Annotated in this window: 22 protein-coding genes; 19 read left to right on the top strand and 3 right to left on the bottom strand. The window is 30.0% G+C overall.

What is annotated here, in order from left to right:
* The first annotated feature begins 80 nt into the window (after window positions 1-80).
* From OXH55_RS12640 to OXH55_RS12620, 5 genes are all read left to right on the top strand, one after another.
* Complete coding sequence (locus OXH55_RS12640; RefSeq protein WP_268050341.1) at window positions 81-728, top strand: GNAT family N-acetyltransferase; 648 nt, start codon at window positions 81-83, stop codon at window positions 726-728.
* 117 nt (window positions 729-845) lie between these two features.
* Window positions 846-2,519, top strand: coding sequence for an adenosylmethionine decarboxylase (gene speD / locus OXH55_RS12635; protein WP_268050340.1), 1,674 nt, complete (start codon window positions 846-848; stop codon window positions 2,517-2,519).
* Between the two features lie 299 nt (window positions 2,520-2,818).
* Window positions 2,819-3,196: a RidA family protein gene (locus OXH55_RS12630; protein ID WP_268050339.1), complete on the top strand. Its 378-nt coding sequence runs from the start codon at window positions 2,819-2,821 to the stop codon at window positions 3,194-3,196.
* A 112-nt stretch (window positions 3,197-3,308) separates the two neighbouring features.
* A complete protein-coding gene (locus tag OXH55_RS12625) occupies window positions 3,309-4,034 on the top strand; it encodes a sulfite exporter TauE/SafE family protein (protein ID WP_268050338.1) in 726 nt (241 codons plus the stop codon).
* Window positions 4,035-4,241: 207 nt separating this feature from the next.
* Complete coding sequence (locus tag OXH55_RS12620; RefSeq protein ID WP_268050337.1) at window positions 4,242-5,609, top strand: Na+/H+ antiporter NhaC family protein; 1,368 nt, start codon at window positions 4,242-4,244, stop codon at window positions 5,607-5,609.
* A 164-nt stretch (window positions 5,610-5,773) separates the two neighbouring features.
* On the opposite strand, the gene OXH55_RS12615 is transcribed toward OXH55_RS12620, so the two are convergent.
* Window positions 5,774-6,691: a LysR family transcriptional regulator gene (locus OXH55_RS12615; protein ID WP_268050336.1), complete on the bottom strand. Its 918-nt coding sequence runs from the start codon at window positions 6,689-6,691 to the stop codon at window positions 5,774-5,776.
* A 249-nt stretch (window positions 6,692-6,940) separates the two neighbouring features.
* On the opposite strand from OXH55_RS12615, the gene OXH55_RS12610 reads away from it, so the two are divergent.
* Together OXH55_RS12610 and OXH55_RS12605 are read left to right on the top strand one after the other, a co-directional pair.
* Complete coding sequence (locus tag OXH55_RS12610; RefSeq protein WP_268050335.1) at window positions 6,941-8,023, top strand: 1-aminocyclopropane-1-carboxylate deaminase/D-cysteine desulfhydrase; 1,083 nt, start codon at window positions 6,941-6,943, stop codon at window positions 8,021-8,023.
* A gap of 168 nt (window positions 8,024-8,191) precedes the next feature.
* Window positions 8,192-8,941: a sulfite exporter TauE/SafE family protein gene (locus OXH55_RS12605; protein WP_268050334.1), complete on the top strand. Its 750-nt coding sequence runs from the start codon at window positions 8,192-8,194 to the stop codon at window positions 8,939-8,941.
* A 125-nt stretch (window positions 8,942-9,066) separates the two neighbouring features.
* Here OXH55_RS12605 and OXH55_RS12600 read toward each other — a convergent pair whose 3' ends face one another.
* Together OXH55_RS12600 and OXH55_RS12595 are read right to left on the bottom strand one after the other, a co-directional pair.
* On the bottom strand, window positions 9,067-9,771 hold the full coding sequence (locus tag OXH55_RS12600) for an alpha/beta hydrolase (RefSeq protein WP_268050333.1): 705 nt from the start codon (window positions 9,769-9,771) through the stop codon (window positions 9,067-9,069).
* A gap of 88 nt (window positions 9,772-9,859) precedes the next feature.
* Entirely contained in the window at window positions 9,860-10,183 is a 324-nt protein-coding gene (locus tag OXH55_RS12595; RefSeq protein ID WP_268050332.1) for a hypothetical protein, read from the bottom strand.
* A 283-nt stretch (window positions 10,184-10,466) separates the two neighbouring features.
* On the opposite strand from OXH55_RS12595, the gene OXH55_RS12590 reads away from it, so the two are divergent.
* The 12 genes from OXH55_RS12590 to OXH55_RS12535 all read left to right on the top strand — a co-directional run bounded on the left by OXH55_RS12590 (window position 10,467) and on the right by OXH55_RS12535 (window position 19,502).
* Window positions 10,467-11,105, top strand: a complete 639-nt coding sequence (locus tag OXH55_RS12590) for a hypothetical protein (protein ID WP_268050331.1) — start codon at window positions 10,467-10,469, stop codon at window positions 11,103-11,105.
* Window positions 11,089-11,859: an ABC transporter permease gene (locus tag OXH55_RS12585; protein WP_268050330.1), complete on the top strand. Its 771-nt coding sequence runs from the start codon at window positions 11,089-11,091 to the stop codon at window positions 11,857-11,859. The genes OXH55_RS12590 and OXH55_RS12585 overlap by 17 nt, the downstream gene beginning before the upstream one ends.
* Window positions 11,846-12,571: an ABC transporter ATP-binding protein gene (locus OXH55_RS12580; protein ID WP_268050329.1), complete on the top strand. Its 726-nt coding sequence runs from the start codon at window positions 11,846-11,848 to the stop codon at window positions 12,569-12,571. Before OXH55_RS12585 ends, OXH55_RS12580 begins: the two co-directional genes overlap by 14 nt.
* Before the next feature lie 24 nt (window positions 12,572-12,595).
* Window positions 12,596-13,558 carry an NrtA/SsuA/CpmA family ABC transporter substrate-binding protein gene (locus OXH55_RS12575; protein ID WP_268050328.1) on the top strand — a complete coding sequence of 321 codons (963 nt, stop codon included), beginning with the start codon at window positions 12,596-12,598 and terminating at the stop codon, window positions 13,556-13,558.
* A 190-nt stretch (window positions 13,559-13,748) separates the two neighbouring features.
* Window positions 13,749-14,210 carry a GNAT family N-acetyltransferase gene (locus OXH55_RS12570; protein WP_268050327.1) on the top strand — a complete coding sequence of 154 codons (462 nt, stop codon included), beginning with the start codon at window positions 13,749-13,751 and terminating at the stop codon, window positions 14,208-14,210.
* A 63-nt stretch (window positions 14,211-14,273) separates the two neighbouring features.
* Entirely contained in the window at window positions 14,274-14,705 is a 432-nt protein-coding gene (locus tag OXH55_RS12565) for a GNAT family N-acetyltransferase (RefSeq protein ID WP_268050326.1), read from the top strand.
* A 283-nt stretch (window positions 14,706-14,988) separates the two neighbouring features.
* Window positions 14,989-16,710, top strand: coding sequence for a methyl-accepting chemotaxis protein (locus OXH55_RS12560; protein WP_268050325.1), 1,722 nt, complete (start codon window positions 14,989-14,991; stop codon window positions 16,708-16,710).
* A 98-nt stretch (window positions 16,711-16,808) separates the two neighbouring features.
* Complete coding sequence (locus tag OXH55_RS12555) at window positions 16,809-17,306, top strand: flavin reductase family protein (protein WP_336296778.1); 498 nt, start codon at window positions 16,809-16,811, stop codon at window positions 17,304-17,306.
* A gap of 27 nt (window positions 17,307-17,333) precedes the next feature.
* The gene (locus OXH55_RS12550) at window positions 17,334-18,230 is read left to right on the top strand and encodes a damage-control phosphatase ARMT1 family protein (RefSeq protein ID WP_268050323.1); all 897 of its coding nucleotides are present in this window, start codon (window positions 17,334-17,336) and stop codon (window positions 18,228-18,230) included.
* A gap of 98 nt (window positions 18,231-18,328) precedes the next feature.
* Window positions 18,329-18,859 carry a PadR family transcriptional regulator gene (locus OXH55_RS12545; RefSeq protein ID WP_268050322.1) on the top strand — a complete coding sequence of 177 codons (531 nt, stop codon included), beginning with the start codon at window positions 18,329-18,331 and terminating at the stop codon, window positions 18,857-18,859.
* A 41-nt stretch (window positions 18,860-18,900) separates the two neighbouring features.
* Window positions 18,901-19,218, top strand: coding sequence for a carboxymuconolactone decarboxylase family protein (locus OXH55_RS12540; RefSeq protein ID WP_268050321.1), 318 nt, complete (start codon window positions 18,901-18,903; stop codon window positions 19,216-19,218).
* A gap of 26 nt (window positions 19,219-19,244) precedes the next feature.
* Entirely contained in the window at window positions 19,245-19,502 is a 258-nt protein-coding gene (locus tag OXH55_RS12535; protein ID WP_336296777.1) for a GIY-YIG nuclease family protein, read from the top strand.
* Window positions 19,503-19,542: the final 40 nt, after the last annotated feature.

Genomic DNA, 19,542 nt, shown 5'->3' with positions numbered 1-19,542 from the left:
TAGGAATTGTGGAAGGAAAGAATTACACACACAGGTCACTTCAAGATAATATAATAAAAATAGATAAGGGGGGAGGGAATATGAAATTACAGTTTAAAAAATATAATAAGAGATATTTAAGGAGTTGTTCAGAACTTGTAAAAACAACATGGAAATTGGATGAGGGGTTTGAAAACCTTAAAAACGTGGATTTAATATATAAGTATTATTTATTGACATGTGTAAACTATTCTGAACATCTAGATATTATTGTAGATGAAAAGGATAATGTTAAAGGATTACTATTTGGAAGTATAGAAGATGCATCTTATATGCAGATAATAAAATACAAGCTTAAATCATTAAAGTTGAAGTTATGGGCTCTTTACCACTTAGCACTTGGCAATTTTGGAGATAGAAAAACAGCTGTAGAGATAAAAGAAGAACTTAACACAGTTGATGGATTAGGAGAGTTATATGCTGATGAATTTGATAGTGAAATAAATTTATTTATTGTAAGCCCAGAATTACGAGGTAAGGGATATGGGAGAAAGCTTATGGATAGATATGTAGAGTTTTGTAAAGAAAATGAAATAGATAATGCATTTTTGTGGACTGATATAGGTTGTTCGTTTTCTTTTTATGAAAAATATGGATTTAAACTCTACAAGAAATATCATAATGAAAGTCTTACAGATGGAGATAAGAACAAACCTAATGGTATGATATATTATATAAATATAAAATAGTTAAATTATTGATTATGTGTCCTTTTACTAATATTATTCATAATAATAATATTAGAGATTTAATATAAATGCTATGTTTTAAAATAGTACCAACCAATATAAAAGGAGATATATGCGATGAATTTTGAACCATTGGGAAAACATATGCTGGTTAAATTTTATAATTGTGATAATGAAATATTGTATGATTGTGAATTAATAGAAGAATATATGAGAGAAGCTGCAAAAGAAATAAATAACACAATTGTAAAGAGGGTATTTCATATATTCAATCTATATGGAATAACTGTAGCAGTTATTATGAAAGAGGCCCATCTAACTATTCATACATTGCCGGGATATGGCTATGCAGTTGTTGAGTTATTTACTTGTAGAAATGATATAAATCCATGGAGTGCTTTTAAGTGCTTGAAGAAAAATCTTAAAGCGCATAAGTCTGAAGCATTAGAAGCTAAGCCTATGATGCCAATTCCACCATGTTATGCTTTTAGGCACTTAAATAGAAATATTGAATCAACTAAGTACGAAAAATTAAAAGGTAGTCCTATCATATCTATTCTAGGAAGTAGCGGTGGAGTTGCTAAATCAGTGTTATCTATATTAAATAAAGCTGTTGAAGATAAAAATGATCCCATTCATTCTTTGATTAGCAACTGTCAACTTCATCTAATTGATTGTAAACAAAAGGATATGACTTACTTTGAAAAATGGTTTCCTAATATAAAAAATAAAATAACTTTATATGAATTCAATCTAAAGGATACTTACAGGTTTATGGAGCATCTTAGAAGTACAAAAACTACTCATGTAATAGATATTTCAAATGCGGATACGGTTGAAATGTTGAAGTGTTGCAATGAATTAGGGGTTGTGTATATTAATTCGGCATTTGAGAATACAAGTGTGGATGAAAATGTGGATTTAGAAGGATTCACATTACAGGAAAGATATAAAATTTACGAAAGTAATAAAAAGGAATTTTTAAATACTACAGCTATTATTTGTTCAGGTATGAATCCAGGTGTTGTACAATGGATGGCAGTAGAGTTAATTAACAAAAATCCACATGAAGTACCAAAAGCTTGCTATATTGTTGAAGAGGATACTTCATTTTATGAAGATGAATCATTTGTAGATAAAGATACAATTTATACAACATGGTCAACTGAATGTTTCTTGGATGAAGCCATTCTAAGTTATCCCGCATTTATGAAACAGCATATGCCGCTATTTATGTATAAAAAAGTATATGACCTTGAGTTTAAAGTATCATTAGGAAAAAAACAGTTTTATGGATGCCTTATGCCTCATGAAGAAGCGATTACTTTAGGACAATTGTACAATATGGAAACTGGTTTTATTTATAAAATAAATGATCATACAACTAATTTGATTAAAGATAATATAGATAACCTTGAAAATTTATGGAATAAACCAATGAAAGTTCTTGATCCAGCTGAAGCACCTTTAAAAGGTGAAGATTTAGTAGGTGTACTTGTTGTATATGAAGATAAAGAACGATACATGTATAATGTTTTAAACAACAAAGAAATATTTGCTAGGTATCAAACAAATGCCACGTATTTTCAAGTAGCCTGTGGAATTTATGGAGCATTAGCTACTGTATTACTAGATGATATTCCACAAGGAATTTACTATGTTGATGAATTACTTGTTAGGACAAAAAGTAAATATGGTAAATATTTGAGTTACTACATGAAAGAATTTGTGGTTGGAGAGAATAAACATTCAGATGGAGATTTGCTTGATAGGATGAAAAAAGATAATTAATTTGATTTAAGAGCCAAGGAATAAATGAGGTGAAAGCTTCATTTGTTCCATGGCTTTTTATAATTTTATTAAGATTTTTTTTTACTTTTTGTACATATCACAAAACAAACAAAAAATCAAAACAAAAAACTTGTGATTTAATGCGTAATTATTATATCACAGTATTTGCCGCTTTTCATTAAGGGTAGAAATCGATAAAATGTAAATATCAAAATTGTATTATTGAAGCGAGGAGGGGATATATATTAAATACTTGGTAAAAGAGAGTTCTTTCAAACTAATAATATGGAGGTTTTGTTATGGAAAAGATTGTTATTTCAACAAATAAAGCACCTGGGGCTATAGGACCTTATTCACAGGCTATAAAGCAAGGGAATTTTGTTTTTACTTCGGGGCAGTTACCAATTGATTATAAAACAGGGGACATGCCTAAGAGCATTGAAGAGCAGACTAAACAATCTCTGGAAAATGTGAAAGCCATTATAGAAGAAGCTGGGAGTAGTCTTGATAAAGTATTAAAAACAGTAGTGTTTTTGAGTGACATGAACAATTTTGCAAAAATGAATAAAATATATAGTCAATATTTTATTGAAAATTATCCTTCAAGAAGTGCAATAGAAGTAGCTAGACTACCTAAAGATGCTCTTGTTGAAATTGAGGTTATAGCAGTTATATAAATCTATCTACTTTTCCCATGTTATCATCTATAACAATATATATAAAACCTAAAAATTTAATTTAAATAGTATAAAGTTATTTTTGAAATAAATTTTAAGAAAAGGAGATACTATGGGTTTAAGTGTAATTATTCTTTTATTGTTTATTGTTTTTGTAGGATATTTAATACAAAACATAGCTGGATTTGGGGCAGTTATATTCAGTTTACCTTTTGCATTGTTGGTAGTAGGTCGACATGAATATGTACCAGTTACTTTAGTATTATCAATATTACAATGTGTATATATTGCTTTTAAGGATAGAGAGTATATTGTTTGGAAAGAATTTTTTAAAATGATTTTATTAGCTTTTGGGGGAGTGCCTATAGGGTTTTACATTTCTAAAAATTACTCGGAAGGCTCTCTGAAAATATTACTGGCTATATTTATAGTTTTGAACTCATCTTTAAGTTTGTATAAGATATATATGAAAAAACCATCTGTAAAAGAATTGGGGAAATTGAAGTATCTTCTCCCTGTAATAAGTGGTTGCCTGCAGGCAGCATTTTCAGTAGGTGGTCCTATGATTAGTGCATATATATCTAAAATTTCCAGTGAAAAGAGACAGTTTAGAGTTATGCTTTGTTTGTATTGGTGTGTACTAAACCCTGCTATTTTATTACAACTAGCATTTTCTCGAACACTAAATTTAGGACATGTTAAATTACTTATTATATTATTACCAGCTGCAGTCCTTGGTATTTTTGTAGGAAATATTTTTATTAGTAAAATTAGACAAGACAGATTCGAGATTTTAGTTCATTGTGGGTTAATAGCGTCGGCGCTAATGCTCTTATAAGTTCTAAACATCAAATCCTATGTTTCACATAAAAAATATTAGCAATAAAAATTTAATTAAACTAACACACTATAGGTAAAAATACCTTTTTTTTAACATAAGAATTGTAAAGGTTTTCAATATTGAAATTAAAAGAAGAAAAACAAGCATTTGAAAAAGAACTAGTAGATTATATTCATAACAAAAAACAAGAATGGAGGAATTATAATGAAATCTCAAAACAAACCTAATTTTATGGCGCTTATGCCGATCTTGATTTTTTTAGCATTGACATTCAGCTTTGGTATAGCACTTGGTAGTTCAAAAGTAGTTGATGCCCTAGTATTTTTCATGATTGCAACCTTTGTGGCAATTTTCATGAACAGAAGCAGAACAACTATGGAAAAAGTGGACACTTTTGCAAAGGGTGCAGCCAACGAAAATACACTCATTATGATTATGATTTTCTTGCTTGCAGGCGCATTTGCAAAGGTAGCAAGAGACGGTGGCGCAGTGGACAGTGTTGTTAATTTATTTTTAACATACGTTCCTGACTTTATGTTAGTACCCGGGCTGTTTATTGTTGCATGTCTAGTTGCTTTATCACTTGGTACATCAGTAGGAACAGTTACAGCTTTAGCACCAATTGCGGTTGGACTTGCGGAATCTACGGGTATTCCAGTTGCACTTGTTGTAGGGGCTGCACTGGGTGGCGCGGCATTTGGTGACAATATGTCTGTTATTTCAGATACAACAATCGCTGCAACAAGACTATGTGGTGTAGAAATGAGAGACAAGTTTAGAGTAAATTTCCTTATTGTATTACCAGCAGGGATTTTGGCCATGGCAGTCTTTGCATTTTTAACAATGGGCAATGATTATTCCTTCGTGGCTGGAGAGTATAATTTACTTCAGGTATTGCCGTTTGCCGTTGTTTTAGTATCTGCACTAATGGGTGTTAACGTATTTTATGTGTTACTATCTGGAATTATTTTGGCCGGTGGCATTGGTATGTATTATAATGCCTTTCAACACGATCATGGACAACTGGTTGGTTTATTGACTACCGCACACCAAGGAATGATGGGTATGGCAAAAATATCCCTTATTGTACTGATTGTAGGTGGTATTATTGGAATTATCAAGTATAATGGTGGTATAGACTGGATTGTTGAAAAGCTAGAGTCAAGAGCAAATGATGCAAAGAGCGGAATGATGAGCATTATTTTCTTAACTATTCTAATTACAATATTTGTTGCAAACTCAACAGTAGCAATTGTAACTGCGGCACCAATAGCAATGGCTACAACTAAAAAGTTTGGCATTGACCCTAGAAAAACAGCAGCTTATCTTGATATGTTTGGAACAGCAACAATGGCAAACATACCTTGGGGTGGCATGATGTTAGCTGCGGCGTCAACTGCAACAGCATCAATGCAATCAGGAGAACTTGTGGCAGTAGAACTGATTAAATATTCTACCTACTCACACTTTGTAATGATATCTGCTGTTATTTGTCTATTTATTGGCTTCCCAAGATTAAAGCCTTTTAAGGCAAAGGAAACTAATAATACTACCGAGGAAATTGCAAATTAAACTTCTTAAGTAAGAAGAGATTACTTATAGGTATTTTACCCTCTCTTGAAAAGGGTTTCAAATTAAAACATCCTTTTATTTGGTTTTGTCGTAAATTCCAATGTAAAAGGATGTTTTTATGTTTGCCTTAATATATTAATTTGTGGACTAATGATATAAAGTCACTAAAGCTTGAATTGCATAGTATCAATATAAGAATCCAAATGTCTGTTAAATAGCTGAATATTTTTTTCAGCTGCTGTTGAGGGTGAAACGTGCGTCAGCTTATAGATTATCCTGTTTGGTGGAGCAGGATCAAGATGAAGAACCTTCACATTATATTCTTTTGCAAAGCCCATTGCTATGGAAATAGGCATTATTGTCCAAAAATTTCCTTGACACAAAAAATAAGATAATAAAGAAATGCTTGTAGCGGTAACGAGAGGGCATATTGATATGTCAAACCATTTGTCATGCCACATTTTATAAATAGGTCCCCAACCTATATTTAAATTGTTCTTTAAGCCTACATACAGTTCGTACTTGGGATCAAGGGTTGCGGGGTGAACATATGGGCCAGTTATTTCACTGTGTTCAGGCACTACAAGCACCATTTCATCCGTCATGATTTGTTCTACTGCTACATCCACATATTTCATTTCATATAGAGCAAAGCCCACATCAACTATCTTTTTGCTAACTAATGAGTAAATCATGTCCGCAGGATATAGTTTTATATCAAGATTAAATCCTGGATCCCCATAGACGAGCTCTCGATACAGGGGAACAAATCCGTGCTCAAGCAGGCTGTCCACAGTAGCGATTGATAAGTAGGGCTTGGTGTCCGTGTTTTTAAGTCTAGCACAGTCATTCCATAGACACATCCAATTTTCGGCTATAGTTAAAAATTGTTCTCCTTTAGGGGTGATTGAGATTTCTTTAACGCCTTTTTTTCTTTCAATAAGGGCAACGCCCAGCTCCTTTTCAAGCATTTTTAAACGTGTTCCCACAGTAGAAGGTGACATATAAAGCAGATTAGATGCTTTAAGAATGCTTTTCTCTTTTATTATAGCTAAAAAGACTTCTATATCCATTTTGTCCATAGATATTCCTCCAAATTTATTGTATTTGAATATAAGATAGGTTAAGTTATGACAGTATAATTTTAACTTGTATCATAAAATAAACAAAAAGTCAAAACAAAAAAATTGTGATTTAATGCATAATTATTATATCATAGTTTTTGCCGCTTTTCATTAAGAGTAGAAGTGATAAAATGTAAATATGAAAACGATTTAATTAGTTATTTTTTTTACTAAAATATAAATTATATCACTAGGAGGGAAAACAAAATGAACATGACACTTGCTGAAATTGAAAAACGTTTTGAAAACATTCCAAGAAAAAGGTTAGTATTTACACCAACACCTTTCCACAAGTTAGAGAACATGTCTAAGGATTATGGTGTAGACATTTATATGAAGCGTGAGGATCTTAGTGGACCAAGTACCTTTGGAGGTAACAAAACAAGAAAGCTGGAGTTCATTCTTGGACAGGCTTTAGAAAATAAGGTTGATTATCTTATTACATACGGTGCATATCAGTCAAATGCTTGTATGCAGATGACAACTTTCTGTAACAGCTGTGACATTAAGCCTATTTTGTTCCTGGGCGATACCAAAAATCAAGGTGTTCCTACAAATCTTACAGGAAACCTTCTTTTAAGTAATATACTAGGCGCTGAAATTAATTATGTTAGCAAACCAGAGCCTACGGATTCTGTTGACCTTAACCCACTATGGTTAAAGGTTATAGATGAGGCTAATAAGAAAAAAGAAGAGTTGGAGAGTCAAGGATATAAGGTTGAGTTTGTTCCTGTAGGATGTACACATGAATATGGTTGGGTTGCTTATACACTTCTCTTTAAAGAGCTGCTTGAGCAGAGTAGTGCTAATGGTTTTGAGATGGACTACATCTTCCACACAAATGGTTCTGGTGGTTCTCTGCCTGCTATGATTGCTGCAAAGTTAATGACTGGCTCTAAAGTAAAAATTATTTCTATCAATGTACGTTCTTGGAAGGAAGGTAACCTTATTACCAAGAAGACATGTCTTGACAGAGTTAAGTATGTATTTGACAGACTGGATATTCCATGTCCTTCAGATGAGGAAATTTATGCTGAGATGAATATTGATGAGAATTATATGCATCCTGGATATGGTATTCCTAACCCGGATGCTCAAAAAAGTATTAAAGAAGTGGCACGTCGTGAAGGTATGTTTGTTGATCCTACATACTCTGGAAGAGGTTTCCACGGACTTATGGATTATATTAAGAAGGGTATTGTTCCAGCTGGAAGCAAGGTTGTGTTTATCCACACAGGAGGATCAGGTTCATTCTTCTCCGATCCAAAGCTTGTTAAGGATCTTTACTAAGATCTTTACGACTAATAAAGTAAATATAACCTAATTTTATCATCAGATGTGATAATAAAAAGGTGAGGCGGCTTCTGTTGCACAGATGTAATCTGGCGGCAGAAGTCGTTGTTACCAAAATAGAAATGTTAAAAACAGAATACAATAGAATAGAAAGGGTAAATTTAAATGTATATTGCAATTGCACTAGCTAATATTATTATAGGAGTATTGATAGGAATATCGGGGATAGCAGGCTTTTTGCTTCCTATGTTTTACACAGGTGTATATGGATTCATGGTTGCTGATAGTATGGCAATGAGCTTTGCTGCCTTTTTCGTATCCGGTATAATAGGCGCATACGCTTATCATAAGTCTGGCGATATAGATATGTCCATAGCGTTGAAAATGGGAATAGGAAGTATTGTGGGAGCTTTATTGGGAGTTTGGTGCAACAATATGGTTTCTGTTGTTTTAGCAAAACGAGCTTTGTTCATAATGGTATTTTTGTCAGGATTATTACTTTTTAAAAATAGACCCGGCGAAAGTGAGGACGAGGCCGTATCTTCGCTTATGAGTAACAGTACTTTTTTAGTAGTTGCTGGAGTCATAATAGCATTAATAAGCTCTTTTACAGGAGCAGGAGGCCCGGTACTTACTGTGCCATTACTTATAGCACTTGGTATAAATGTAAGAAAATCAGTAGGTATAAGCTTGTTTAATTCCATATTTATAGCATTTCCTGCATTTTTAGGCTATTCAAGTAATGCTACAGTCCCCAATATAAGCATGCTTATAGCTCTTTGTATGTTCTCTCATGGCATTGGAGTTATGTTTGGAGCTAAAATCTCCACAAAAATCAACCATAAAGTATTAAAAATGTTTGTAGCAGTTGTATCAGTTCTGGTTTCTTGTTATATGTTTTATAATACCCTTTAAAATCAGCAGTAGATACAGTAATACTAAATTCATTAAACCGCTGGGTAAATACCATTTTGGGGTATTGATTCAGCGGCTTTTGTGATTTATCCACAATATAAGAACAAAGCAGTTAAATCGTTGTGCTATTTCACATTTATTATTTTAATTATTTCATCAACTGTATTTTTTAACTGTTCTTCATGTTCACTTAAATAGTTTAAAACACCATGTGGTGAATTTTTTATAGTTATGATTTTCCTTGTTTTGGCGTTAAATGCTGATTCATAATAATCGTTTATTACTTCATCGGGTATAACCGTATCATTTTCAGCTTTTATGATTATCAAATTTCCTGTAAATTCATTCAAGATTTGCCATGCATCACTGTTTTTATAACTTCTATCCTTTCTGATACAATCTGTAAATTTATGATTAAAAGGAAGCATATAAGCATCTTTATCATATGCTGCAGGAACAAATAATATAATATTATCAACATTATAGCTTTCCAATAATTTTACTGCGGTATATCCACTCATACTTGCAGCAATAATAGTTAAAGGTTCATCGTTTTTCATATAATCTATTACCGTACATACTTGTTTAGTTCTTTCAAATAGGCTAGATTCTGAAAGTAAGCCTCCAGTTTCTCCATGTCCTATAAAATCAAATGCACAAGAAGAAAACCCATTTTTATAAAACAACTCTCTTAATGGTTCAAATCTTTTTCTATTAGAATGACCTGCTCCGTGAAGAAAAAATATATTTTTATGATTTTTGTTTCCTATTAAATCCCCTATAATCTTATGATTTTTATAATCAACATAGAATTTATTAATACAATTCATTTTAACTGCCTCCTGTAAAAATATATAATATAGTTGAATTGTGGCTTTGGTTCACAAAATGTATCCAATTGAGTTTAATTGTATATAATTATCGTTGAATTGTAAATTTTGTTCCTGAGAAATGAGACAAAAGCAAGAAAGTAGCAAATAAAATAATACTTCCGATTAGTGATGTATATTTTCCAAATTCATTGTTGTTTTTTCGAAAATTATCACCACCAAAATAAGCTATAAATAATAAAAAAAATATATAGCCTATTAGTGTTGATAATCCTTTTTTAGACCTAAAGAAAAAAGTAGCGCCTAAAGATGCCCAAGCTATAAAACCATAAGTTATATTTCTGAAAATATAATTTAATATATTTTTGGAAAACAATTTTTTTACAATAATAGAGTTATTTATATTATCCATCAATATACCTCCTGAATTACATCAATATCATGAAATTACATATTAAGGATTACATGCAAATTATAACATTAATTACAAGTAAAAACATAATTTTTATTGTTTCTAACGGAGAATATATGGTAAACATGGTATAATATATAAGGGTAAGAAATTTTATATCCTAAATGCTTTTAAAGAAAATGAAATTAAATGGTAGTGAAATGTTTTGACTTTCATGTAAAAAACTGATAATATATATTAAATGAAAATGAAAATCATTATTGATATATAAAGGATGAGAAATATGAATAACTATATATGGATAAATCCAGTAGTGGAGCAGATGTATAAAAATAATTTGAAGCAATTGATAAATGAATTGAACATAAAAGGATATAAAGTAGTTAAGGGTTCATGTCAGCAGAAAAAAGTTAAAAATAAGTTTATGAGTTTATGTAAAAAGATAGACAACCATATAATATTGGATACTAGATGTCCAGCAGCAGTTGATTATATAAAACAAAATATAGAATTGGATGGAATTCATATTCCACAAATAGAACCTATATTAATTCATGCTGCAAGGGAACTGTTTGATTTGTACATAAAGAAGGATGAAAGAGCAACTCTTACTATAACAACTCCTTGTGAATCACTTAAAGAATTAGGTAAAAATATTTTTAAACAAGAAGGTAAAGATAGGATATTTTTTAAGACATGGAATGAAATGTGTGAAACATTTAATATTGAAAAGGTTGAAAAGTGTTTAGAATCTCCTATACCATTAGGGTTTTTTAAAGAATTAGGACAAAATGTATTAGAGCTAAGTGGAAAAAAAGAAATGATAGAAGGAGTAACACGGGTAATAAACAATGAAGTTAATGCAAGATTAATTGAAATGCTGTTGTGTAAGGAAGGATGTAATAATGGTGATGGGGTATAAGCGAAAAGGGTTTATTCCAATTATTATAATAATTTTTATCTGGTACTTAGGAGGAATACAAAAATGGTGGAATGCATATATACTGCCATCTCCACAAGTAGTAGTGAAAAGTACATATGAACTTATAGTTTCAGGAGTTTTATTTAAGCATATATATGATAGTTTTATAAGAATTTTGTTGGGCTTTTTTATAACAGTTTTTTTAGCTATACCTTTAGGAATTATTTTTGGGATAAATAAAAAGATATATGCTTATTTTAATCCAATATTTGAATTTATAAGACATACTCCACCTTTAGCTTTAGTTCCAATGTTAATTTTATGGTTTGGTATAGGTGAAAAATCTAAAATAATAATCATTATACTTGCATCTTTTTTCCCTGTATTATTAAATACCATAAAAGGTGTAGAAAGCTGTGATGAAAAGCTAATTGAAGTAGGAAAAATCTTTAACCTATCAAAGAAACAAATATTTTTAAAAATAATAATTCCTTCTGCTCTTCCTAATATTTTTGTAGGAATGAGACTTGCAATAGGATATAGTTGGCGAGCAATAATAGGTGCAGAAATGGTAGCAGCTTCTTCAGGATTAGGATATTTAATTTTAGATGGACAACAATTATCAAGATCAGATGTTGTTGTTGTAGGAATATTATTTATAGGTATTTTAGGAACCTTAACGGATTACTTATTTTCCTTGGCCTTTAGAAAAATCAACCTATGGAAAGGAGAATTTGAAGATGAAGGGATATGATATAAAAGATTTAAAAAAAGACTATGTTATAAATGGGAAATTACATAGAGTTTTAAATGGTATAGATATTAATTTTGAAAGTGATAGAATTACTGTGATATTGGGTAAAAGTGGGTGCGGAAAGACCACTCTATTGAGATTACTAGGGGGACTGGAAGAGACTACAGAAGGTTCTATTTTATTTTATGAAGATAAGAAAAGAGTTAAACCTAAAATAGGAATGGTTTTTCAAGAAAGTAGACTTTTCCCATGGCTCACAGTAAGGCAGAACTTGACTTTTTATTCACAAAATCAGAAAAAAGATGTGGAAGATGAGTATTTAAAGATTATGAAATTAGAAAATTTTGCAGATGCTTATCCGTCACAAATTTCAGGGGGGATGGCTCAGAGAGTTTCTATAGGGAGAGCGCTTGCATATGATCCACATATAATGCTTATGGATGAGCCCTTTGCTTCTTTAGATTATTTTACAAGGTATAATTTGCAGCAAGAAATCATAAGGTTGTATGAAAAAACTAAAAAGGGAATTATTTTTGTAACTCATAATGTAGATGAGGCTATTTTATTAGGACATAGAATTGTGATTTTAGATAAAGGCAAAATTACAAAAGGTTATATAATTGATGATATTTATCCTAGAACTTTATCATCAGAGAAATTGATTAGGATTAAAGAAGATATTTTAAAAACAATTTGTATGGGTAAAAATTAATTAAAATATAGGGGGAAATTAAAAATGATAAGAGGAAAAAAACTACTAACATTAGCATTAACTGCTGTTATAGGAGCAAGTGTTTTAACAGCATGTGGTGAAAAAAAGGAAGCTAAGAAAGAAAATGTTACTGAAATAAATATGACATATGTTAAAGCTCCTTTAAATGTACCATCTATAATAGAAAAACAGAAAAAGAGTTTTGATAAGGAATTTGAGAAAGATAAAATAAATGTAAAGTGGCATGAAATAACTTCAGGACCAAATCAAACACAAGCTCTTGCAGCTGATGAGTTACAATTTCTTCATGCTCTTGGAGGAACATCTGCTATTTTAGCGGCATCTAATGGAGTTGATTTAAAAATCATAAATGTATATAGTAGAGCACCAAAAGCATTTATGATAATTACAAGAGATGATTCAATAAAAACTCCTAAGGATTTTAAGGGAAAGAAAATAGGAGGACCAAAGGGAACAGTACTTCATCAGCTTTTAGTAGGAACTTTAGAAAAAAATGGACTAAAACAGCAAGATGTTGAATTTATAAATATGGGAATACCAGATGCTGTAGCAGCATTAAACAATAAAAGTATAGATGCAGCTCTTTTAGCAGGTCCAGCAGCATTAAAAGTTGTAAAATCAGGGGCAAAGGTTGTTGCTAATGGGGAAGGTGTAGTAGAAGGAACTATAGTAACAGTTGCAAGTGGAAAATTCTTAAAAGAACATCCTGAAATAGTAGATAGATTTAAAAAGGTTCATAAAAATACTATAAAATACATCAATGATAATTTTGATGAGGCTATGGATATGACTTCAAAGGAAGTTGGATTAGGAGTAGAGGAAACAAAAGAGATGTATTCTTGGTATGATTTTGATATGAATATAAAAGATGAAGACATAGAAGAATTGAAAAAAACACAAGAATTTTTACTTAAAAATGGTTTGCAACAAAAAGAGATAAAAATAGAAGATATAATTCAAAAATAATTTACAGAATTAAATAATAGCAAAGAGCATCTAACCAAAGGTTAGGTGCTTTTTATGTTTCTTAAGTAGATGAGAAATATAGTATAATATACAATATTAATAGGGTTTTAGGAAGTATATTAATACAGGAAAGATGTAAGGACGGTATTGAATCGGAAAATGGATTAATTGAAATATAAGGAGGAAATATATGGATAATATTGTGATAAGAAAGTTATATAAAGATGAAAATATACCTTATAAATTATTACTTTTAGCAGATCCTTCACTTAACATAATTGATGAATATATTCATAGGGGAATTTGCTATGTTGCCTGTCTTATGAACGATATAGTTGGAGTATATGTTTTAATAAAAACAAGACCTTTAACATTTGAACTTGTAAATGTAGCAGTTGATGAAGGGTATCAAGGAAAAGGGATAGGTAAGGAACTTATATTTCATGCTATAAATAGAGCAAGAGAAGAAAATGCAAAAGTACTAGAAGTCGGTACAGGAAACTCAAGTATATCTCAATTAGCATTGTATCAAAAATGTGGTTTTCGTATAAGTGGGATAGATAGGAATTTTTTTAGAAAACATTATAAAGAAAAAATTATAGAGAATGGTATAGAATGTGTTGATATGATTCGTTTAAGTATGGATATATAAATTACTCAAAACAAAAGGAAGAGATATGGAACTAAAAAAGAAGGGGGTGATGATATAAAAATTGTGACAATAGACAGTGAAACAGAATTAAAGGCTAAAAATTTAATAATAGAAGGATTGAGTGAACATTTTGAGTACTATGATGAAAGTAAAAATCCTGATTTGAATAATATTGTTGAGAATTATGTTGAAAAAGGACATACTTTTCTAGTTGCTCTATATAATAATGAAGTAATTGGAACAGGAGCATTAATTAAGGAGAAAAAACATACTGGAAGAATAGTGCGTATGTCAGTAGATAAAAGATATAGAGGAAGAGGAGTAGCTAAAAAAATATTAAGAAAGCTTGAGCAAATTGGTAGAAATAAAGGATATAAAGAAATAGTTTTAGAAACTAATAATGATTGGCATAAGGCTATAGGCTTATATAAGAGATTTGGTTATATCGAGTGTAATATGGATGAAGAAAGTATACATTTTATTAAAAACTTATAATTTGGACACTAGAAATATTAATAAATAGAGGGAAAGAAGAAAAGATACTTCTTATTCCCTCTGTTTTTTATTAAGATTAAGTTATATAAAGTATTATAAAAAATAGATAATAACCAAAATTTATCTATACTTGTAATATAATTCATATATATAGTATAATTTTGAATATATAGTCATAATATATCGATTTATTTCAATTTATGTAAAAATGGTGACTGAATTAATTGAAATAAATTTAAATTTAAATTTAAATTTAAATGATAATATGGAAAGGGGTATTTTAGTGAAATTAATTAGGAAAATAAGTGTTAAAGTAAAATTATTAGTAAGTTTTATATTACTAGCTATTTTGATTGGTATTGTAGGATTAGAAGGAATGAGTATTTCTAGTAGAATTAATAGTAATGCTGAGGAAATGTACTCTACATACTTAATGTCAGTTAGGGATATTCAAGAAGTTAAAGCAAATGTAAATGATGAGAGGGCAAATTTAAATTATATTTTATTTGTAAAGGATATTGCAGCATCAGAAATTCAACAAAGAATTAAAGCTATTCAAGATATAAGTCAGAAAGATAAAAAACTTATGGATGATTATGAAAAGCTTACTTCAACTGAAGAAGAAAAGCAAGTTTATACTAAATTTGAGCATAATTTAGAAAAATATAGACAAGCAAGAGAAGAAATGCTGGCAATGATAGAACAAAATAAAATTGAAGAAGCTCAAAAAATATATAAATTAGAAGGAAGAATTTCAAGACTGCAAATGGTGGAGGTTTTAAATGAGATAAATGATATAAATGTTAATGAAGCTAAAGCAGCATATGAGCAAAATAGTCAAATTTATTCAAAAGTAAAAGTTACTATTATAGGAGCAACAGGGATTGGCTTAGTTTTAGCAATAATACTTGCTGGTGTAATAATAAACGATTCTATAAAAGCACTTAATAAGATAAAAAAATTTGCAGAAAGAATGGCACAATATAATTTTTCAACACCTATAGCTATTACAGGAACTGATGAATTTAGTGAAACAGGTAATGCATTAAATACTGCACAGGATAATGTAAAAGGGCTTGTAAAGACAATAATAAATGATTCGACAGAAATGAATTCTATGAGCCAAGAATTATCTGCTACTGTTGAGGAAATCACTGCTAAGGTTGATACTATAGATAAATCTACAAAAGAGATAAACAAAGGCACACAAGAATCAAGTGCTTCTGCAGAGGAAATAAGTGCATCAATTGAAGATGTTAATTCTAGTGTTGAAGAATTATCAAGTAGAGCAGTTGAAGGAAGCGATGATGCTAATAGGTCAAAAGAAAAAGCTTTACAAGTACAAAAAATAGGACAAAGTGCAATTGAAGAGACAAGAACAATTTATAAAGAAAAAGAAGAAAAAATATTAAAAGCCATAGAAGAAGGTAAGGTAGTAGAGGAAATTAAAGTAATGGCAGATGCAATAGCTCAAATTGCAGAACAGACAAATTTACTTGCATTAAATGCGGCTATAGAAGCAGCAAGGGCAGGAGAGCAGGGGAGAGGTTTTGCAGTAGTTGCTGAAGAGGTTAGAAAGCTTGCAGAACAATCAGCAGAAACTGTTTCGACAATTCAAAGCACAATTATGAAAGTACAAGATGGGTTTAAAAACCTTTCAAGTAATAGTAATGAAGTATTAGAATTTATTGATACAAGAGTTACACATATATTGGATGATTCATTAAACACAGGAAAACAGTATTATGAAGCATCTGAATATGTAAGCAGTATGTCAGAAAATCTAGCATCTATGACAGAAGAAATAAATGCTACAATAAATCAAGTAACTGAGGTAGTACAAAATATGGCAACATCAGCACAACAATCTGCAGAATACACAGGTGAAATATTAGGTAGTGTTGATGAGACTTCCAAGGGTATGGAGGAAGTTGCAAAAACAGCAGAAAATCAAGCTCAACTTGCACAAAAGCTTAATGAATTGGTACAGAATTTTACAATTTAATGGTTATTGGCGTTTGACAAAAACGTTTTGATTATATACTATGATATTAGCATATGCTAATATCATAGTATATTTATGTTTAAGAAAGGGGAATGAAAATGAAAGAAGTATTAAATTTTAAAAGTTGTTTAAAACCAGTTCCAGATATTTTGGTTTCTTGCAGAGGGTTAAATGGGGAGAATAATGCTTTAGCAGTTGAGTATGCAGGAAATTGCAGCTTTGATCCGCCAATGGTAATGGTGGGTATAGTTCCAACAAGATATTCTTATAAAATGATTCAAGAAAGTGGCGTATTTGTGGTTAATTTAGTTAGTGAAGAATTAAAAGAAAAATACGCTTATCTTGGAAGTCATAGTGGACGTGATGAAAGTAAATTAGATAAAATAGATATGAACATTGGTGAAGGTGTAAAGGTTAATGCACCAATACTTTTAGATTGCCCAGTTAGTATAGAGTGCAAAGTAGTAGATTCAATAGTAACTGGTTCACATGAAATGTTTGTAGGAAAAGTAGAATATATTCATGCAAAAGATGAATTAGTAAATGAAGATGGAAGCATAGATTATAACAAAATAAATTTTCTTAAATTTAGATAATTTTAAAGGGTGAAAGGATAGAGTTAAATGAATTCACATGTGGATTGTATAGCATGTATAGTAAATAAGATTGACAATTTAGCAAATACATATTTTGCTGATAAAGAAAAGAAGTATAATTTTATGAAAAAGGCATTAACTGAAATAATTAATACAGAATATTATGTGAGTTCACCTACAATAAGTTCTAAAATTTTAAGAATTTTAAAGAGTGAAGTAAATATTGATGATATATATTTAAAAGAAAAGAAATATTTCAATGATTTAGCAATGAAAATGGAAAAACAATTGAAAGAAAAACTTGATTTAGCTAATGATAGATTTTTAGATGCTTTAAAATATGCTATGGCTGGAAACATAATAGATTTTGGTGCACTAGATAGTATAAAGGATAATATGCTTGATGAAGTAATAGAATCTACTTTAAAACAAGAGATAGACGAAACTTTATACTGTAGATTTAAAGAAGAATTAGAAAATGGAAAAGAATTAGTATATATATCTGATAATACAGGTGAAATAGTTTTTGATAAGATATTTATTAAAGAAATAAGAGAGAAATATCCTAATATAAAGATTACATTAATTACAAGAGGACAACCAGTATACAATGATGCCACAGAAGAAGATGCTTATTATGTTGGCTTAGATAAGTATGCAAGAATAGTTAATAATGGTACTGATATCGCAGGTACGGATCTTTTAGAAATTAATGAAGAAAGCAAAAGTTATATTGATAAAGCCGATATAATTATATCTAAGGGACAGGGAAATTTTGAAACATTAAGTGGATGTGGTAAAAATATATATTATTTATTTTTATGCAAATGTGATATGTTTACTAAAAAACTTAAATGTGAAAAATTTCAAGGTATCTTCATGAATGAAGAACAGTATAATGAACTTATAGAAACCACTGTGTAAAACAGTGGTTTTTAATTTGTTTTGAGATAATAAAGTAAGTTATTTACAAATAGCTTATAAAGTGCTATTCTATTATTAGAATAGGTAGGAGGAATATTATGACACAGATTGAAATAATTCTTTTATCGCTTTTGTATGAAAAAGATTATTATGCATATGAAATTGAGTCAATTATAGAAAAAAGGAATATGAGAGAATGGACTGACATAGGTTTTTCTTCAATTTATAATTCTTTAAATAAGCTTGAAAAGAAAGGGTTTATAGATTCAAGATATGAAAAAGAGTATGGCTCCCCTAAAAGGAAAGTTTATTTTATAAAAGATGAAACAAAAGAATTAGTTAGAAAAGAAATTATAAAGATGTTAAGTGAATTTAAACTTAATTGTAGTGAATTTGATATAGGAATGGCTTTTTCGTATTTATTGTCAAAGGAAGAACTATATAATGCTTTGATACAACATAAAGAAAATTTAATTAAAAGAAGAGAATTTGTACTTAAAAAATATAATCAGCATCCTACAGCATATAAAAGACCTCATATAAAATCATTATTTGAAAGACCAATATTGTTTATAGATACTGAAATGGACTGGATTGAAAAGTTTATAAATGAAAATTTTTATGAATAACTATTTTATCATTTAATATTATGTAAAGGAGATTGATAATTATGAATAAACCATTAGTTAGTAATGCATTTCAAACTTTTATGAGAGAAGCTCCAGAACATGCTAAGGCTTGGATGGAGGTAGTACAGAAATTAGATAATGTAAGTGCTCTTGATAAGAAAACAGAAGAACTTGCTTATATAGCAGTTCTTGCAGCAGTTAGATTGGAGAGTGGTATTACTTTTCATGTAAAACAAGCGAAGGCAAATGGAGCTAGTAGAGAAGAAATAATAAGTGCTGTACTTGTTGGGTTACCAGCAGTAGGTAATGCAGTAACTTCATCACTTCCAATTGCATTAGAGGCTTATGATAATGAATAAATTTATGTAATAGAAATGGTGATATTATGCAAATGAAGAAGAACTATGTTTATATCGTAGAATGTAGTGATAAAACTTATTATACAGGATGGACAAATAATTTAGAAAAAAGAATAAATGCTCATAATAGTGGTAATGGTGCAAAATATACAAGGGGTAGGCGTCCTGTTAAATTAATATATTTTAAAAATTTTAATCATAAAAGTGAAGCTATGAAAAGAGAATATGAGATAAAACAGATGAGTAGAAAAGAAAAAGATAAATTAATAAAAAGTCATGGATAAAATAGGGTATAAATCCTTATTTTATCCATAACTTTTTATT

Source organism: Clostridium ganghwense (genome assembly GCF_026735165.1).
GTDB classification, from domain to species: Bacteria; Bacillota; Clostridia; order Clostridiales; family Clostridiaceae; genus Clostridium_H; species Clostridium_H ganghwense.
This window is presented reverse-complemented; position numbering and strand designations above follow the sequence as displayed.

Coding starts and splice junctions, on each gene's coding strand:
- OXH55_RS12640 (WP_268050341.1), top strand. CDS start 81: ATGAAATTACAGTTTAAAAAATATAATAAGAGATATTTAAGGAGTTGT.
- speD (WP_268050340.1), top strand. CDS start 846: ATGAATTTTGAACCATTGGGAAAACATATGCTGGTTAAATTTTATAAT.
- OXH55_RS12630 (WP_268050339.1), top strand. CDS start 2,819: ATGGAAAAGATTGTTATTTCAACAAATAAAGCACCTGGGGCTATAGGA.
- OXH55_RS12625 (WP_268050338.1), top strand. CDS start 3,309: ATGGGTTTAAGTGTAATTATTCTTTTATTGTTTATTGTTTTTGTAGGA.
- OXH55_RS12620 (WP_268050337.1), top strand. CDS start 4,242: ATGAAATCTCAAAACAAACCTAATTTTATGGCGCTTATGCCGATCTTG.
- OXH55_RS12615 (WP_268050336.1), bottom strand. CDS start 6,691: ATGGACAAAATGGATATAGAAGTCTTTTTAGCTATAATAAAAGAGAAA.
- OXH55_RS12610 (WP_268050335.1), top strand. CDS start 6,941: ATGAACATGACACTTGCTGAAATTGAAAAACGTTTTGAAAACATTCCA.
- OXH55_RS12605 (WP_268050334.1), top strand. CDS start 8,192: ATGTATATTGCAATTGCACTAGCTAATATTATTATAGGAGTATTGATA.
- OXH55_RS12600 (WP_268050333.1), bottom strand. CDS start 9,771: ATGAATTGTATTAATAAATTCTATGTTGATTATAAAAATCATAAGATT.
- OXH55_RS12595 (WP_268050332.1), bottom strand. CDS start 10,183: ATGGATAATATAAATAACTCTATTATTGTAAAAAAATTGTTTTCCAAA.
- OXH55_RS12590 (WP_268050331.1), top strand. CDS start 10,467: ATGAATAACTATATATGGATAAATCCAGTAGTGGAGCAGATGTATAAA.
- OXH55_RS12585 (WP_268050330.1), top strand. CDS start 11,089: ATGGTGATGGGGTATAAGCGAAAAGGGTTTATTCCAATTATTATAATA.
- OXH55_RS12580 (WP_268050329.1), top strand. CDS start 11,846: ATGAAGGGATATGATATAAAAGATTTAAAAAAAGACTATGTTATAAAT.
- OXH55_RS12575 (WP_268050328.1), top strand. CDS start 12,596: ATGATAAGAGGAAAAAAACTACTAACATTAGCATTAACTGCTGTTATA.
- OXH55_RS12570 (WP_268050327.1), top strand. CDS start 13,749: ATGGATAATATTGTGATAAGAAAGTTATATAAAGATGAAAATATACCT.
- OXH55_RS12555 (WP_336296778.1), top strand. CDS start 16,809: ATGAAAGAAGTATTAAATTTTAAAAGTTGTTTAAAACCAGTTCCAGAT.
- OXH55_RS12550 (WP_268050323.1), top strand. CDS start 17,334: ATGAATTCACATGTGGATTGTATAGCATGTATAGTAAATAAGATTGAC.
- OXH55_RS12545 (WP_268050322.1), top strand. CDS start 18,329: ATGACACAGATTGAAATAATTCTTTTATCGCTTTTGTATGAAAAAGAT.
- OXH55_RS12540 (WP_268050321.1), top strand. CDS start 18,901: ATGAATAAACCATTAGTTAGTAATGCATTTCAAACTTTTATGAGAGAA.
- OXH55_RS12535 (WP_336296777.1), top strand. CDS start 19,245: ATGCAAATGAAGAAGAACTATGTTTATATCGTAGAATGTAGTGATAAA.